The organism is Proteus columbae (assembly GCF_009914335.1).
Taxonomy (GTDB): Bacteria; Pseudomonadota; Gammaproteobacteria; order Enterobacterales; family Enterobacteriaceae; genus Proteus.
On record NZ_CP043925.1, the window covers coordinates 2411672 to 2425270 of the forward strand.

At 36.5% G+C, this 13599-nt stretch carries 21 protein-coding genes; 3 read left to right on the forward strand and 18 right to left on the reverse strand.

The window, feature by feature from the left end:
* Positions 1–112: 112 nt before the first annotated feature.
* The 18 genes from F1325_RS11490 to F1325_RS11570 all read right to left on the reverse strand — a co-directional run bounded on the left by F1325_RS11490 (position 113) and on the right by F1325_RS11570 (position 11900).
* Positions 113–451: an HNH endonuclease gene (locus tag F1325_RS11490; protein ID WP_160230476.1), complete on the reverse strand. Its 339-nt coding sequence runs from the start codon at positions 449–451 to the stop codon at positions 113–115.
* Positions 448–855 carry a hypothetical protein gene (locus tag F1325_RS11495; RefSeq protein WP_160230477.1) on the reverse strand — a complete coding sequence of 136 codons (408 nt, stop codon included), beginning with the start codon at positions 853–855 and terminating at the stop codon, positions 448–450. The genes F1325_RS11490 and F1325_RS11495 overlap by 4 nt, the downstream gene beginning before the upstream one ends.
* Before the next feature lie 80 nt (positions 856–935).
* On the reverse strand, positions 936–1448 hold the full coding sequence (locus F1325_RS11500) for a KilA-N domain-containing protein (RefSeq protein ID WP_088207158.1): 513 nt from the start codon (positions 1446–1448) through the stop codon (positions 936–938).
* Between the two features lie 1812 nt (positions 1449–3260).
* Positions 3261–3683: a hypothetical protein gene (locus F1325_RS11505; RefSeq protein ID WP_129586838.1), complete on the reverse strand. Its 423-nt coding sequence runs from the start codon at positions 3681–3683 to the stop codon at positions 3261–3263.
* A gap of 532 nt (positions 3684–4215) precedes the next feature.
* The gene (locus tag F1325_RS11510) at positions 4216–4677 is read right to left on the reverse strand and encodes a lysis protein (RefSeq protein ID WP_160230478.1); all 462 of its coding nucleotides are present in this window, start codon (positions 4675–4677) and stop codon (positions 4216–4218) included.
* 2 nt (positions 4678–4679) lie between these two features.
* Positions 4680–4838 carry a hypothetical protein gene (locus tag F1325_RS19185; RefSeq protein ID WP_167514943.1) on the reverse strand — a complete coding sequence of 53 codons (159 nt, stop codon included), beginning with the start codon at positions 4836–4838 and terminating at the stop codon, positions 4680–4682.
* The gene (locus F1325_RS11515) at positions 4820–5290 is read right to left on the reverse strand and encodes a lysozyme (protein ID WP_160230479.1); all 471 of its coding nucleotides are present in this window, start codon (positions 5288–5290) and stop codon (positions 4820–4822) included. Before F1325_RS11515 ends, F1325_RS19185 begins: the two co-directional genes overlap by 19 nt.
* Entirely contained in the window at positions 5290–5559 is a 270-nt protein-coding gene (locus F1325_RS11520) for a hypothetical protein (RefSeq protein ID WP_160230480.1), read from the reverse strand. The genes F1325_RS11515 and F1325_RS11520 overlap by 1 nt, the downstream gene beginning before the upstream one ends.
* A gap of 65 nt (positions 5560–5624) precedes the next feature.
* Positions 5625–6047 (reverse strand): hypothetical protein, encoded by a 423-nt coding sequence (locus F1325_RS11525; RefSeq protein WP_160230481.1) that lies wholly within the window; start codon positions 6045–6047, stop codon positions 5625–5627.
* A 232-nt stretch (positions 6048–6279) separates the two neighbouring features.
* The gene (locus F1325_RS11530; protein WP_160230482.1) at positions 6280–6513 is read right to left on the reverse strand and encodes a hypothetical protein; all 234 of its coding nucleotides are present in this window, start codon (positions 6511–6513) and stop codon (positions 6280–6282) included.
* Positions 6514–6585: 72 nt separating this feature from the next.
* On the reverse strand, positions 6586–6798 hold the full coding sequence (locus tag F1325_RS11535; protein WP_160230483.1) for a hypothetical protein: 213 nt from the start codon (positions 6796–6798) through the stop codon (positions 6586–6588).
* A gap of 436 nt (positions 6799–7234) precedes the next feature.
* Positions 7235–7636: an antiterminator Q family protein gene (locus F1325_RS11540; RefSeq protein WP_160230484.1), complete on the reverse strand. Its 402-nt coding sequence runs from the start codon at positions 7634–7636 to the stop codon at positions 7235–7237.
* Between the two features lie 27 nt (positions 7637–7663).
* Complete coding sequence (locus tag F1325_RS11545; protein WP_160230485.1) at positions 7664–8689, reverse strand: DUF968 domain-containing protein; 1026 nt, start codon at positions 8687–8689, stop codon at positions 7664–7666.
* Positions 8689–9396, reverse strand: coding sequence for a phage antirepressor KilAC domain-containing protein (locus F1325_RS11550; RefSeq protein WP_160230486.1), 708 nt, complete (start codon positions 9394–9396; stop codon positions 8689–8691). The genes F1325_RS11545 and F1325_RS11550 overlap by 1 nt, the downstream gene beginning before the upstream one ends.
* Before the next feature lie 171 nt (positions 9397–9567).
* Positions 9568–10659 carry a replication protein gene (locus tag F1325_RS11555; RefSeq protein WP_160230487.1) on the reverse strand — a complete coding sequence of 364 codons (1092 nt, stop codon included), beginning with the start codon at positions 10657–10659 and terminating at the stop codon, positions 9568–9570.
* 12 nt (positions 10660–10671) lie between these two features.
* On the reverse strand, positions 10672–10851 hold the full coding sequence (locus tag F1325_RS11560; RefSeq protein WP_099659597.1) for a DUF4222 domain-containing protein: 180 nt from the start codon (positions 10849–10851) through the stop codon (positions 10672–10674).
* A 287-nt stretch (positions 10852–11138) separates the two neighbouring features.
* Positions 11139–11597: a YmfL family putative regulatory protein gene (locus F1325_RS11565; protein ID WP_160230488.1), complete on the reverse strand. Its 459-nt coding sequence runs from the start codon at positions 11595–11597 to the stop codon at positions 11139–11141.
* An 81-nt stretch (positions 11598–11678) separates the two neighbouring features.
* Entirely contained in the window at positions 11679–11900 is a 222-nt protein-coding gene (locus F1325_RS11570) for a transcriptional regulator (RefSeq protein WP_063108339.1), read from the reverse strand.
* A gap of 128 nt (positions 11901–12028) precedes the next feature.
* Between F1325_RS11570 and F1325_RS11575 the strand changes: the two genes are divergently transcribed.
* The 3 genes from F1325_RS11575 to F1325_RS11585 all read left to right on the forward strand — a co-directional run bounded on the left by F1325_RS11575 (position 12029) and on the right by F1325_RS11585 (position 13594).
* Positions 12029–12496, forward strand: a complete 468-nt coding sequence (locus F1325_RS11575) for a hypothetical protein (protein WP_099075719.1) — start codon at positions 12029–12031, stop codon at positions 12494–12496.
* A 208-nt stretch (positions 12497–12704) separates the two neighbouring features.
* A complete protein-coding gene (locus F1325_RS11580; protein WP_160230489.1) occupies positions 12705–13046 on the forward strand; it encodes a hypothetical protein in 342 nt (113 codons plus the stop codon).
* 173 nt (positions 13047–13219) lie between these two features.
* Positions 13220–13594 (forward strand): hypothetical protein, encoded by a 375-nt coding sequence (locus F1325_RS11585; protein ID WP_160230490.1) that lies wholly within the window; start codon positions 13220–13222, stop codon positions 13592–13594.
* Positions 13595–13599: the final 5 nt, after the last annotated feature.

Genomic DNA, 13599 nt, shown 5'->3' on the forward strand with positions numbered 1-13599 from the left:
CTCCCAGAAAAAAACTTTTCATTTCGCGGTTGTGCACACAAATGAGGGCGCTAGGTAATCAGGGCGAAAGTGTTTGAACTTTTACCCCGCCCCCACCCTGTATTTCATGGTGTTATTGATGCCAATGAGAATTGGGATCGAGTGGAATGCCATCCGCATTACAACCAATGACTTTGCCACTCTTTTCGATACGTTGTTTGGTTGAGTTATGATGCAGTTCGCATAAGCTTTGAAAGTTCTTTGTGTCCCAGAATAAGGCTTGAGCTTTTGCGATACGTTCTTTATCACCTGATTCAAGTGCCTCTTTAAGACGATGCGGAGTAATGTGGTCAACTACTGTGGCTGCAGTAATACGTCCTTGCTCTTGGCACATGACGCAAAGTGGATGTTCATTAAGAAATGCTAATCGCACCTTTGCCCACCGACCACCATAGACATTGCATTTTTTCATGGTTTATTTCTGACGACATCAGCGTCTATTGATGATTGCTTATTGCAGGTAATAATTCCTTTGAATATAGCGTCACTAGACGTACTAAAACCTAAAGAATTATCGCTACTAATAACATAATGTTCATAATCAGCCTTATCCGCCCATTGATTATTAGTGGTTGCTAGTGTGATGATAGTTTGATTTATCTCATGTATTTTTTTTAGCAATTTAGCTGGCTTATCAATACTATTTAAATCGATGATTTTTGTGTTTCTTGGATCTGTATAAGGAAATTGCCCTGAATGACAAATCGCTATGAATTCTTTATATAGGTTGCTTCTCTCTTCAATTAGCTGCGATATTTCTTTTTGCAAGTAAACACAATGACCTATTGCCTCATAATTAATCTGTTTGTTTGACATAATAAACTCCAATAAAAAGCCATTAGGGCCTATTCATCGTTAGATATTAATTAAATCAACATCCTCAATTTTAAGGATCGCTATTCAATACCAGGAATATAGATTTGAGCTTCTTTAAGAATTCGTTCCCTCGCTGTTAGTAGTAACTGCTTTCTACCACCAACACCCCAGTTAGCCATCGTTCTCGCGCAGCTACTAACATTTTTTGTTTCGGTATTGATTACATGATCTAACTTGTTCAACTTAGCCATGATATCTAACCCTTTTCTCGTAGCATCCTTAAAGGTGTTATATACGAGAATTTCAAACTCAGGCTTTAGCCAAGCTGCGTATCTAATAACAACCAATTCTAATGCCCACACACCATGATTAAGCCCACCGTTAATGACTTTGACCGCAGTGCATTTTTGCATTGCGCTTAATTTTTCTACAAATGTCTTAACCTGTTTGCTTCTCAAAAATTGACTTGGCTTTTGATTCTCTCTGGCTTCGCCATTTGCCACGGCTGAGGCATGTAAATCATTTAGGTTATATCTTCCTTTGTCATCAACGCGAACAGATACACCATTAATACTTACTCTTGGATATTGCATAACGTATTACCTTCATTTGAAATGAACCCTCGTTCACATAGAAAATCAGCCCGTCGAAGCTCGCCAGCTATAACTGACTTTCTCGAAGGCTCATATCAAAGTGATTGGATTCGACGTTTGTGAATTGCTCTGTGAATGAGCGATGTAATGCGTATAAAAAAAGCCACCAGCGATTAACTGATGGCTATCTGTATACACAACTCAATGAATGATGTTTGTAGATGATGTCTCTCCATCGTCACGCCCCTTCTTCTACCTACAGCTGACGTTGCTGATAATGACCGAAAAATAACAAAACGGTGGTATTCGTTGTTTTTGATTTCTCTTATACACTCAATGTGAGGAGAACATGTCATCGTTAATGTAATAAGAACAGCGACAACGCGACGCTACATATAAAATAGTAGCTAACTGCATACCCAATGTGCCTTGATACAATTCACCTTTATCAATGCACTTTTTCCACATAGCTTAATACCTTTATAAATCATGCCATCAACTAGCATTTTTAAAAATACGCACAATCTTTGTGATCCGGCTTCTTTTTCATTTAACTATTGATGCAACATGAAAATTGGTTACGATAATACCTATCTTCATTATAAACCTAGACAGATATGATATTTTAGATATTGCACAAGGATTATACAAAAAATTATTTATAAATTAATAAGTTAAGTTTACGAATCAAAATTTATCAGTTAATATTTTTCTTGATGATATGTTAATTATAACGCCGTTTTTCGCCTCTCTCCCGAGGCGTTTTTTTATTCATAAAGTAACCTTTACATTCTATTCTCTGTTACCTGATATTTTTTGGCACTGAATCCACCCAATGAAAAAATAAACAAGTTATCACAGGTAATCCTTAACCATAAAACCTCATAAATAACGATTTCTAACCCAATATTTTTAGTGTCCATTAAAAATCATAAGGTTACTTATCTAATCTTTGATCTAAACACTAGAAACATATTAAGCAAGTATATATGCTTAGCAACTTATACAACGTATAAGTTACTTCTATCTATGAGACTTAGTGTCTTCCTTTGGGCACACTGATTAGACTCTGTATTTTAGCTTTATTGTCACCCCTGTAATTATCCTAGCTTACAGGGGATTTTTTTCTAAACAATTTGCTAAACTCAAATTAGTAATTATACTTAAAAAAGTTATGCATAATAGTATCGCTATATTTATCATTAAATTGATATTTTGTTCTACTTAGCCTTTCGTTCATATAGATATGAAGGGCTTTTCTTATTAAAAGTAGCACTAAATATCAAATTCAACAATAATATTAGTATCCCCTCATTTACTAATCAGCAGCTATAAAGATAAAGCTTGTTTATAATATCTTTCAATTAAAAAGCCACCAGCAATCAAAACTGATGGAGATTATGTTGGATATTTCTTATCTTCCTTTCTCTATAACTAGCATTGCTTGTTATGCCCCAAATAGCAACGTAGTGATATTCGTAGAGAATATCTGATAACAACTGTATGTTAAACAATCAAAATACAATATTTTTCTTGGCATCATGCAGAAATAACAGTATAATTGACACATGTTTATTGTTGCTTCATTTCAGCCGCTCTATGAACTCAAACTCATGGGGCTTTTTTTATTCCATATCTAACTTTCTAAAGACAACTAATCAAAAATAAGGTTGATATGTTTATCTGAGTTATACTTTATTAACATCACTATACTTATAGTGATTAGTAATTTGAGTATTTCAGTCCATTTTATATAACTCAATTTCAGACATTTATATCCAATATAATTTATAAAATACTAAAATATTCTTTCTATTTTAATAAAGATAACACAACATCCTCATATTTTTTACCCATAGGTGAATATTCTCCCATATCACAAACATCAAACTCCTCTTTCAAAGAATCATAAATAATGCTTGCAAACATATCACAATCCACCATTCTCTCATCTTTTGTAAGTTCATAAATTAAATGATAATGTTGAAGTAACTCAGTATCAAACCTAGGGTTAAAAGATAATGGTATTTGATCACCTTCACTGTTTACTTTATTTCTATTGTTATGCATTAAAAGATAAACATTATCAAACGCTATATCCTCTTTCGCTGCAACACATGCAACATAAGATTCATATGTTGCCGTTGTAACTAGAGTTCTTTCCATTAATGCCTGAGTATTAATTGATAAGGATAACAGAGTAATAATAATTAATATTTTATTTATCATTTTCATAAAAATAATTTATAGTATTTTCTATTACTTTTAGGATAACATCATTATTAAATAATCCAAATATTTCTCAATGAAATTATAATCCCTATCATTTCATCATATAAAATTCATTTTAATCATAATATCAATGTATAAAAATTTATATTTTTAAAACTCGATCACCGCATATAACATTAATCTTCATAACCAAATTAAATAAAAATAATTTTATCTTACTTCCAATCATACAGAGATATCCCATTTAATTTTTTAATAATTTAACCTTTTATTGTGGTAATTTAGATTAATTCGTTTATTTATATGACAATTGATGATATCTTAAGAGAAGATCATAATATTGATTAATATCCTTTCCTGTTTAGCCCATTTCTTATATTGGGCTTTTTTCTTGAATGCCTTCATTCCTCTTAATTTTTCCTTAACAATTCACACTAGATACTAGAAATTTATTAAACAGATAAATATACTACATATCGTCATAATTCATTTTTTATAACTTTTTATTCGCGCTCTATACCATGAGCGCATTTTTTTATTCTAAGCATTCATGTTTGATATAATCCTGTAACCCAAGAATCACTCGTTCTGACTCTGCAATTCGCTCTCTGAGTAACCAATAATTTCGGATAGCGGTGTCTGTAGGTCGGGCGGTGGTTGCATAAGCCAAGCTGGTGGAGGGAGTGGTTTTGACTTTGGGACACTCGGCTTTGATGTACACCCGCTCAGGATGATGCTCGCTAATATCACGCAAGCGACTAATTTCATTCTTAGCATTCGCTAGCTCCTGCGTATATTGAATATCCAACTGATTTAATCGCATTATGCGTGCTTGATAATCAGTATTAATAGACTTCTGTTCTTCAAGAGCAATCGTTAGTTCTTTGTTTGTTTCTACTAACAGATTAATTCTGTTACCTTGCCTGTTAATCACCCAATAGCCACCAACAATAATACCTGTCATCGCGATGACGGCATAGAGTTTTTCGTATTTCATGATTAGTACCGATGATGTGAGAGTGCAATCTGACAACGTTTTTCTAAACTCTCTTGGTCTTTAGTACATGAGTTATCAATCAAGAGATAAATGCCACCAGCGACTGTAATGAGTAATGCAAGGATAAAGCTGATAATGATGATTAAAGGTTTCCATGACATAGTGCTGACTCCGCCTCTCGACGACTGACAAGCCCTCGCCAAACCTTTCCACCCGCATATACCCAGCGTTTAATTTCTTCACAGGCACCCATTCTATCACCTGCATTTAGTTTCTTGAGTAATGTTGAGCGAGCAAATGCGGTAGCACCCACATTAAAAGCAAAGGAATATAAAGCGGCTTTGGTGTGCTCATCGAGTGGAACTTTGATTAATGCATCGACTAGTTGTTTTGTCTTAATAAAATCGTTTTGTAATAACGCATCACATTCTTGTTGTGTGTATCTCTTACCTTGAATAATGTCTTTGCCTGTATGCCCATAACAAACCGTCAAAACGCCTGCCACATCACGATAAGGTTCATAACGCACACCTTCAAAATGGGCTATCACTACTAATGCGATTGCTGTGGCTACTGCTGTTGTTAGCGCCGCTATTTTCTGTTTGAGAGACATTAAATATCCTTTGGTGCTTTCACCATTAATTCAGCAAGCCTTTTTAACGTTTCAGTCGGGTTTTGTGGGTCAATATGTTGAACAAGCTCTTCAAATAATTGAGTGCGTTTTCGCTGTTCTCGACGAGTCATAAAATAAGTGGCTAAACCCAGAACCATGCTAAACGCCATCCCAATAACAAATCCCCATTCATATAATGAGAGGCTGGCAAAAAAGGCCGTTAGGCCTGCTGTTCCATAGGTTACATTGGTTAATTTTTCCATACGCATAGTCACCCCCAAAGGAGTGTCCGTTGATGATGAGTGTGAGAGAGTTAAAAGTGAAACGATAAAAATTAGGCGGGCATTGATACTTTAAGTGCCTTTAATAAACCTTCAGGCAACTGTTCTTCCAGTGACGCATTAGAAACAATCACAAGACCATACATAGATATCCATGTATTCGTTTGTTGTAAGTGTCCCTGAATAAATTGCTTCGCTTTCTCTAACAAATAAACACAACTCTCTTGTGTGTTTTTACGCCAATAGGATTCAATCGCCACCAGCAATGGAGCACCAGCATTACCAATTTTTTGCAAGCCGATTCGATATTGCTTTTTACCTGCGGGAGACGTTGTGCAAATTAATTGTGTCAGTTGTTGAGTTTCACCATCAGCCGTATGGATATTCGCCGTTAAAATGATAGAGGTGTTCTTTTCACTGTCTGTTTCTGAAGCATAGTGAAGACTAAACTGTAATTCGTTTATCTCTTTTGGCATGATGAGCACCTTTTATTGATATATGTCATATTTAGACAAGAAAAAAACCACTGTTGTGGATTCATATAATTGATATTTTAATGATAATAATTATCATTACAGCACATATCTGGTTTTCCCTGATATTGATACATTGTTTTATTGATAATTTATCTCGTTATTAACACTATTCCCGAGAGTTTATGCCGACATAACTCCTAGCGTGTCGGCTTTTTTTTTGCTCAAATTTAAGCTAGCCTCGGCAAATAACACGAACAGTATCTCCAGTCACTGTTGTAATGTAGGCTTGGTCTGTACGCTTAATATCAAACGATGGAATAGAGTCTTTTTTTGTGTGTTCGACTCGCGCTACGATATCTTTATTTCCAGGCTCAGGATAAAACTCTAAGCGATACATTTCGCCTAAGTGGTGAACCTCCTCTACTTTACGGCCTTCACGTTCAGTAATTAATTTAAGTGCGTACATACATTCGTTCCTTATTTTAGATAATAAAAAAGACCGCCTAAGCGATCTTTGATTAATTCACACATTTTTTATTTATGATGTATGGCATTCACTACAGCACCAATAACAACCATCAGCAGTTCTATAACCATTAACCTTTGCTTGAGAAACAGCCTGAGCACAACTGGTAAAATAACCTAAATATTGCCGGTTTGACGCATTAGGCATATGGTCGCAACCATCTTGATGAACCTCATAATCACCATGATTATCAGTAGATGTATGAACATAGTAATGATGATACATAAATACCTCTTATTGTTGTGTACACAAAGAGATAATATGTTAAATAGTTAAGTTGTTCTTACCCTTAGCTCACATATCAAAGATCTATCTGGTAATTTTGGATAAATAAACTTGCAAGGATTACTTACAGGTTGAAATAACGTCATTGGAACTCATCAAGATAATATCAATAAATTAACCTATGATCCCCCATCTATGAAGGTAATGCCTTAGAACTCAGGAGAATTAAAGCTTCTGCTCCTCTCTTTGCGCTCTTCTTCTGACAACTTATCGTGCTCGGTGTAAAGTTTAGCTTTAACTAAATCAGCTATAGCTGGATATTTAGAATCCATCGAATTCTTCATACATATAAACTCCAGATAACAAAAAACCCCGCCGAAGCGAGGTTCATAAGTTGGTTGACCTTGATGTCAGTCTTATCACAATATCAATTATCTTACGATCGTAAAGTCTTAAAACGATTTTTTTCTACATATCGATCCATTTCTAATGGAACCTCAAGCATCATCAACATTCCTTCAATGATACCTTCCGCTTTTTGTAGTTTTTTTCCAATATAAGTATCAGAACAATGATGTTTTTCTGCTAACTGAATGAAGGTCATTCCAAACAAATAATAATCGACCAATAGATCATGCATATCACTACTTTTTTTATTTAATTGAGCCATACAACTGGAAATTATCATTGCATCATCTTCACTGCACTGAGGACGGGATTTCACTTTATTAGGTATTAATCCTTTAAAACCTGCAGCGATAGAATACCATTGAACTGATTCAGTATTATCAGCACACCACGCTCCCCAACGTGATAAAACTTCCTGTATATCTCTCATGCTAATACTCCCAGCTCTGTACACACGTTAAACCAATGCCCTCATTCCTAATGAGCGGTTTAGAAAAGAAAATAATAATTCGAGTTGATTACCATAAGTGGCTTCCCACAACTTGGGATCACGATGTAACTCATCATGATGTTGCCGACATAATGGAATAGTGAATAAGTCATGAACTTTCGTTCCCATACCTCCCATACCATGGCCGATAATGTGATGTGGATCGTCAGCTTGTTGTCCGCAAACACAACAAGGCTGTGTTTTCACCCATTGAAGCCATTGGGAATTCTCCCAACGTTGTATTTTAGGTTTCAAAAGGAATGACGCTAGTGGCTCAGGATCGATAGCAACTTTTATGACTGGTCTTATCGTGTCTAATCGTTCATTCATTGTTGATAGTGCTGTTACATTGCTTGGAATAATATCTGCTTCAGGAAAACCACCATGTACCCTGCGCTCTTTAGGTTTTTCAGACCAATCCAAAATTTGACGTAATATCGCATCAGGTAATTCATCAACCAAGTTATGCATCACAGCAAATGAGAAAAAATCGGGTATTGTCAGCTGGTGGCCACTATCTAATCTCAAACGACTACGAATAGTGTCTACCATCCAAGCAATACGATTTTTATGAGCCAATTCAGCAACCCACTCAGCTGATGAATGGCGAATATGATTATCATGGTACCAACAAGTCCGTATCACACCGTCTTTATGCCATGTGGTTGTTAATTCATGGTGATGATAACTGTCATGCTTATCGTTAATCTGACAACAATGGATATTTCTGCCTATCCACATATTCATCGATGACAATCCCCCCATAACTTGGATAACTTTTTTATTATTCAAAAAATCAACAATGCCCTTGTTATCCAATAATGGCTGTTCATTTCCTGTTAATGCCCCAGAAGGCCATTTATCTAAACTTTTTGGTACATCGCTAATAATCACGCGAGAATGTGGTTTAAATTGCTTAAGCAACTCCGCTCCAGGCTTCAATAAAACAACGCCAAGGTCAGACTGAATATAGGGCGTTAAGAGTAGTTTCATTAAATCTCATCCCCAACTTTATATTCAGCCCATAACCCTGCAATCCACTTCACACCTTTAGTAGTAAACCTTGATTGTGCAAAAGCGTGGTTATTTTTTGGGTTCGTTCCCGTTTTTATCTCAAAGCGACCAAGATCGACATGAGTTTGATAAGGCGTAAACGTATTATTCAAGCGATACATAATTTTCTTATCAATTAAAAAACAGCGAAAATCGGTTTCTTTCGCCTGCAGTAATTTACACACTTGTCGAAACGTCATAGAACCATGGGATAAAACATAATTATCAACAAACTGAGCCTTAGGTGTCGCAATCGCCAGTTCACTTTCCAATTTTTGTTTTTCTTCCGCTAAGTCTGCTGCTAATCGCAATGCTTCTGGTAATGTTTGAGGAATGACTGGCTGCATTTTTGATTCTAATTCCTGCCAGCGATCAACTATTTTTGCTGTGAACTGAGGTGACAATCGAGCTACCAACACCAGAGAGTCTCTTTTATTAAAACGATATTCAGTATATTGATTGCCGTTATGTTCAAAAGGGAACTCAGCCAATGGCTGGGTTAAAATTTGAGCAACAAAAAGCCTATCGGCAGAACGCTTAACATCGGAGTGATTACTTCCGGTTAAACTGGCAATCTCTCGACTCGACATAGTTAATTCACGATTCATTATGGGTAATACTGAAACTTCCATTGTTTTTTGCATCATGCTATTTCTCTCCACGTTTTACTCGTGACCGTACATCACGTGATTAAATGGGCAGATTGTTCTCTCCTTCACAATATCCATTAACATCAACTCAGGCATAAGTCCCCCATAACCCAATCAGTAATGTCACTACAAACCAAAAACTAACGAACAAAATGTATTTAGTTAGCATTACTGAGCCTCCTGTAACATTTCTATCGCTTGCTTCCAAATGCTGTTCCATGCTTGGCGACCTGAAAACTCACTCATACGACGAATGCCTGTTTTACCTGCTAGCTCAAGTGCAATTTCTTCAATGCGGTTTTTAGGTTTAGAGCGAGAGCCAATCAAGCGGGAAAAGGCACTATCACGTTCAACGGTGTCAACTTGAACTTTTGGTTCATTCCTTGGCTCTTGGCTACGGACAGTGAGTTCATCAAAGTGTTTACGTAATTTTCGAGGACTTAAAATATTTTTGTGCCAGAATGAATCTTTGTTAGCCCAATCGAACAAGGCACAAATTTGCTCATGGGTACGCCCATCGATTTGGCGCATCAGGCGGATATCGTTCGCCCAGTCATACCAAGTAGGCTCTAATGCGGAGGGATTCAGTTTTTTAACACGACCAAACATCCATTTCGCTGTTTTTAAATCATCTTCATCCCCCCATTTCTGCCCATTAGCGCTGTAAATTACTGCTTCAGGATAACGAGTTAAAAAATCATTTTTCGACTGGTCGCTGGATTCGTCAGAATTCTGCGACGAATGATCTGTTTCTGTTGTACTCTCTGAAGTAATCTCTGTTGTATTCTCTGTAAGAACAGGCCATTTTGACCCGTTCAGAACAGCACATTTTGCACTGTTTGATGGTTTCAACTTGCGCTTATCGATAAGGTCATTTTGAACTGTTCGATCAGATGAATTATCACCATTCGATTGGGTCATATTGACCTCTTCGGTCAGCAAGTGGTGATCGTAATTAATCGCATAATAATTAGTACGGTCATGATTCGATTTATTGATTTGCTCGATGCGTAAAACGCCCTGCTTTTTTAAATTAGTAAAAGCACGTTTAATCGTTGACTCAGAGAAAAAAGGAAATTGATTCTTCCACTCTTCGACGGTGTTATAAATCCAGCGCGAGCCGTCATATTCAACACCTGAAGTAGTTTCAGTTAGCCAATATTGAATTTGCTGTAACAGCATCGCCTCATTTAAACCAAGACGTACCGCTAATTCAGGAATAACGACTAAAGGGCGACTTTTTAGTAATAATAAACTCATCTTGCCACCTCATTACTTAATACGTGTGTACTTCTCTTTAAATCGTTGCAAGGGTTCACATTGCGGATCGTCACAACCATCCAGCATAAAAATGACTCGCTGTTTTTCTCTGTCATAACGAACAACATGAACAACAATACCTCGGTGATTTTTGTAGTAGCGATCAAGTTGGTTTGGGTTCTCATTGCTCATTGCCCCGCTCTCCACTTGAAAAATAAAAATCAGCCCATGCCTTTTTAAGAGACTGTCTATCTACCAAACATGCAGGTTTCTTGTAGTTGTCTGGTTGTTCGTCAGAGACTATGATTTCTACATAGCGAAATGACTGACTACCCGAGACAGGTAAACACCGGAATTGCTTTTTAGGTATTAAATGCGCTAATCTACTCATGCTAATTTCTCTTCACACAATTGAAATTTGCAAACCGAAGCCAGAGGCCGTACACCTTTGGCTTCACCCTTTCTGGATATAGCCATCTTTAATTTCTCTTTTGATGTAACGAAACAAACGCATTCATAAATGTGCGGATCTGCGAAATTAATCCATCCAACATCATTTTTATTTTCTGTTCTTCTTCATTATCAATAACGCCATCAGCCAAACTATCTTTCATGAATAAAGCTAAACGCCCCTGCATTTCGTCAACACCACTACGCAGTACAAACAATTCCGTTTCATCCAGTTCCGCAGGACTGATCCGGTCCACGAGTAAGCGATTTGATTCACGAGCGACAAATTCAGCAAATAAAACGGTCTTAGAAATATCTTGCATCGCTAACAACTCGTTTAAATCAAATGAGCGGCAACCGTTTTTCTCATAAAGCTTGTTGTTGAATGATGTTAAAGACAGACCAAGTGCTCCAGCCATTGCCTCACGCCCACCAGCAGTCGCCTCACACATTGCTTTCACTACCTGTTTTATTGATTGGTTACTCATTTCCTACCCTTATTTAAGATTTTTGTAGTTAACTGCTTTAAATAGTTTTGCTATTGTTTATTCAATAAAAAACTATGGAAATCATTGTTGAGTTCCACGCAAATACGACCAATCAATATCAGGTCTAAGCTCTTCACACCGAACTACACCTAACGTCGCTTTCTCAATTTCAAGGCAACGTTCAGCAGGAATTTTGCGAACACCATTAGCCCATTGAGAAATAAGTGTCGTTGGAACTCCCAATTTTCTGGCTAGTTCTGTAGATTTTCCCCGTTTGTTACTTGTGTATGTTTTTAGTGTCATTTGATTTACCTTACATATTACCCATCTAGATAATAGCGTTTCGCTATCATTAGTCAATAGCGTTTCACTTCTTCTAATGGTTAGTGCATTGCTATCTAATGTAGAAAATAAATAAAATTGGCAATGATATGAAAACTATTGAAGAAATTAGACGTGAATGGCTTAATATGCTTATTGAACAACATAAAACTATTGCTAACTTGAATATAGCTTTAGGAAGAGCAAAAACAGATGCGACCTTATCGCAAATAAGAAATAAGGCTATAGATAGCAAAAGTGGTAACCCCAGAAATATGGGCTCCCCTTTAGCTAGAGAGATCGAAGAAAAGCTTGGTTTAGAAATAGGTACACTAGATCATACTCCATGTAAGACTGATAAATCTCATAGAAATAATAGCTTTCTAGAAGCTTATGATTCTGCTGATGACGCAATAAAGTCAATAATTGATTTTATTTTACATAAAGACACTTCCACGCCAATCCCTCAGTGGGTTGATACAGATGCTAAAGCTCATGCTGACTCGTTAGAACTAAAATCAAGAAAATGGTTTGCAAACAATAAAAGCAATAAAAATAAGATCAAAACCAGAGCTTAAACTTGCTTGGTCTGATGGAAAGCCATTATTTTTGCCTCTCAACAAATCCCCAAAAAAATAAACACAAATTTATTAGCGTAATGCTATTGACCAAACATTAGCGTTACGCTATCTTATTGGTGTCAACAATATTACCAATGCCTACTCAAATACAAAGTAAATGATTTTTTATGTGTGAAGAGAATCAATTGTGTGGAGGGAAATTAGCGTGAGTAATATTACTAATGAAAAACAAAACATCAAAATCTATGCCTTAGTCTTTCATAAGAACGCGCTAACTCTGTCAACCGACAATATCCATGAAGACTTTTGGTTAGAGCTACACGAAACCATCGGTTGGATTAAATTTGTAAAACATAGTGAAGAATCTGAGTTTGTTAAGAACGGAGCACTGTTTGTAGCCACTGAACTGCGTCCGGTATCTGATTCAGTCCCTTACCCAATAGTTGAAGCACAATGTGTTTTGTGGCGTCAGCGGGAAGCTCTTTTAAGTGCTGCAGATACCCTCTCCTTTCTTCTGGGTCAAAAACGAGGAACAATGATTGATTGAGTCTTTAACCATTAACGGGGGTGTGGTGATAATGTTCTGCTCAGTCAGCCATTTTTATCAAATCTAACAATAACTAAGGGTACTGGTATTGCTTGTGAAATGTCTTATCCGGGTTGTATCAACTCGCTAGTGCCCTTTCTTATTGTGTGAAGAGATAACATGAGGTTATAGAAATGAGCCAAGAAGATCGTAAGACAAATGTCCCTGACTTTCTTTCTGAATTAGATGCTGGCGTTTTTGAAAATAAAGTCTCTGCTGTTTTAAATGATGTGGCTTTAGGCGTTTTAAATAATGGTGGAAAAGGCAAAGTCACTATTGAATTAGATTTTGCTCGCATTAGTAATTCAATGGAAGAAAAACGAGTTGAAATAGCTCATAAGCTTAAATTCTCTGCACCAACACCTAGAGGAAAACGGACTGAGGAAGATACCACCAAAACACCTATGTACGTGGGTAAAGGTGGCAAGTTGACCATTATGCAAGAAGATCAAGGTCAATTATTTTCTTTACAAGGTCAACCCGAAGGTAAATTAAAAGCCATTAATTAGTTTTC

Excerpts from the sequence above, each read along its gene's own strand:
- F1325_RS11490 (WP_160230476.1), bottom strand. The coding sequence starts at position 451 with ATGAAAAAATGCAATGTCTATGGTGGTCGGTGGGCAAAGGTGCGATTA.
- F1325_RS11560 (WP_099659597.1), bottom strand. The coding sequence starts at position 10,851 with ATGAGCAATGAGAACCCAAACCAACTTGATCGCTACTACAAAAATCAC.
- F1325_RS11570 (WP_063108339.1), bottom strand. The coding sequence starts at position 11,900 with ATGACACTAAAAACATACACAAGTAACAAACGGGGAAAATCTACAGAA.
- F1325_RS11540 (WP_160230484.1), bottom strand. The coding sequence starts at position 7,636 with ATGAGAGATATACAGGAAGTTTTATCACGTTGGGGAGCGTGGTGTGCT.
- F1325_RS11575 (WP_099075719.1), top strand. The coding sequence starts at position 12,029 with ATGAAAACTATTGAAGAAATTAGACGTGAATGGCTTAATATGCTTATT.
- F1325_RS11520 (WP_160230480.1), bottom strand. The coding sequence starts at position 5,559 with ATGCGTATGGAAAAATTAACCAATGTAACCTATGGAACAGCAGGCCTA.
- F1325_RS11545 (WP_160230485.1), bottom strand. The coding sequence starts at position 8,689 with ATGAAACTACTCTTAACGCCCTATATTCAGTCTGACCTTGGCGTTGTT.
- F1325_RS11525 (WP_160230481.1), bottom strand. The coding sequence starts at position 6,047 with ATGCCAAAAGAGATAAACGAATTACAGTTTAGTCTTCACTATGCTTCA.
- F1325_RS11505 (WP_129586838.1), bottom strand. The coding sequence starts at position 3,683 with ATGAAAATGATAAATAAAATATTAATTATTATTACTCTGTTATCCTTA.
- F1325_RS19185 (WP_167514943.1), bottom strand. The coding sequence starts at position 4,838 with ATGTCATGGAAACCTTTAATCATCATTATCAGCTTTATCCTTGCATTA.
- F1325_RS11550 (WP_160230486.1), bottom strand. The coding sequence starts at position 9,396 with ATGATGCAAAAAACAATGGAAGTTTCAGTATTACCCATAATGAATCGT.
- F1325_RS11495 (WP_160230477.1), bottom strand. The coding sequence starts at position 855 with ATGTCAAACAAACAGATTAATTATGAGGCAATAGGTCATTGTGTTTAC.
- F1325_RS11565 (WP_160230488.1), bottom strand. The coding sequence starts at position 11,597 with ATGAGTAACCAATCAATAAAACAGGTAGTGAAAGCAATGTGTGAGGCG.
- F1325_RS11500 (WP_088207158.1), bottom strand. The coding sequence starts at position 1,448 with ATGCAATATCCAAGAGTAAGTATTAATGGTGTATCTGTTCGCGTTGAT.
- F1325_RS11515 (WP_160230479.1), bottom strand. The coding sequence starts at position 5,290 with ATGTCTCTCAAACAGAAAATAGCGGCGCTAACAACAGCAGTAGCCACA.
- F1325_RS11555 (WP_160230487.1), bottom strand. The coding sequence starts at position 10,659 with ATGAGTTTATTATTACTAAAAAGTCGCCCTTTAGTCGTTATTCCTGAA.
- F1325_RS11535 (WP_160230483.1), bottom strand. The coding sequence starts at position 6,798 with ATGTATCATCATTACTATGTTCATACATCTACTGATAATCATGGTGAT.
- F1325_RS11530 (WP_160230482.1), bottom strand. The coding sequence starts at position 6,513 with ATGTACGCACTTAAATTAATTACTGAACGTGAAGGCCGTAAAGTAGAG.
- F1325_RS11585 (WP_160230490.1), top strand. The coding sequence starts at position 13,220 with ATGAGCCAAGAAGATCGTAAGACAAATGTCCCTGACTTTCTTTCTGAA.
- F1325_RS11510 (WP_160230478.1), bottom strand. The coding sequence starts at position 4,677 with ATGAAATACGAAAAACTCTATGCCGTCATCGCGATGACAGGTATTATT.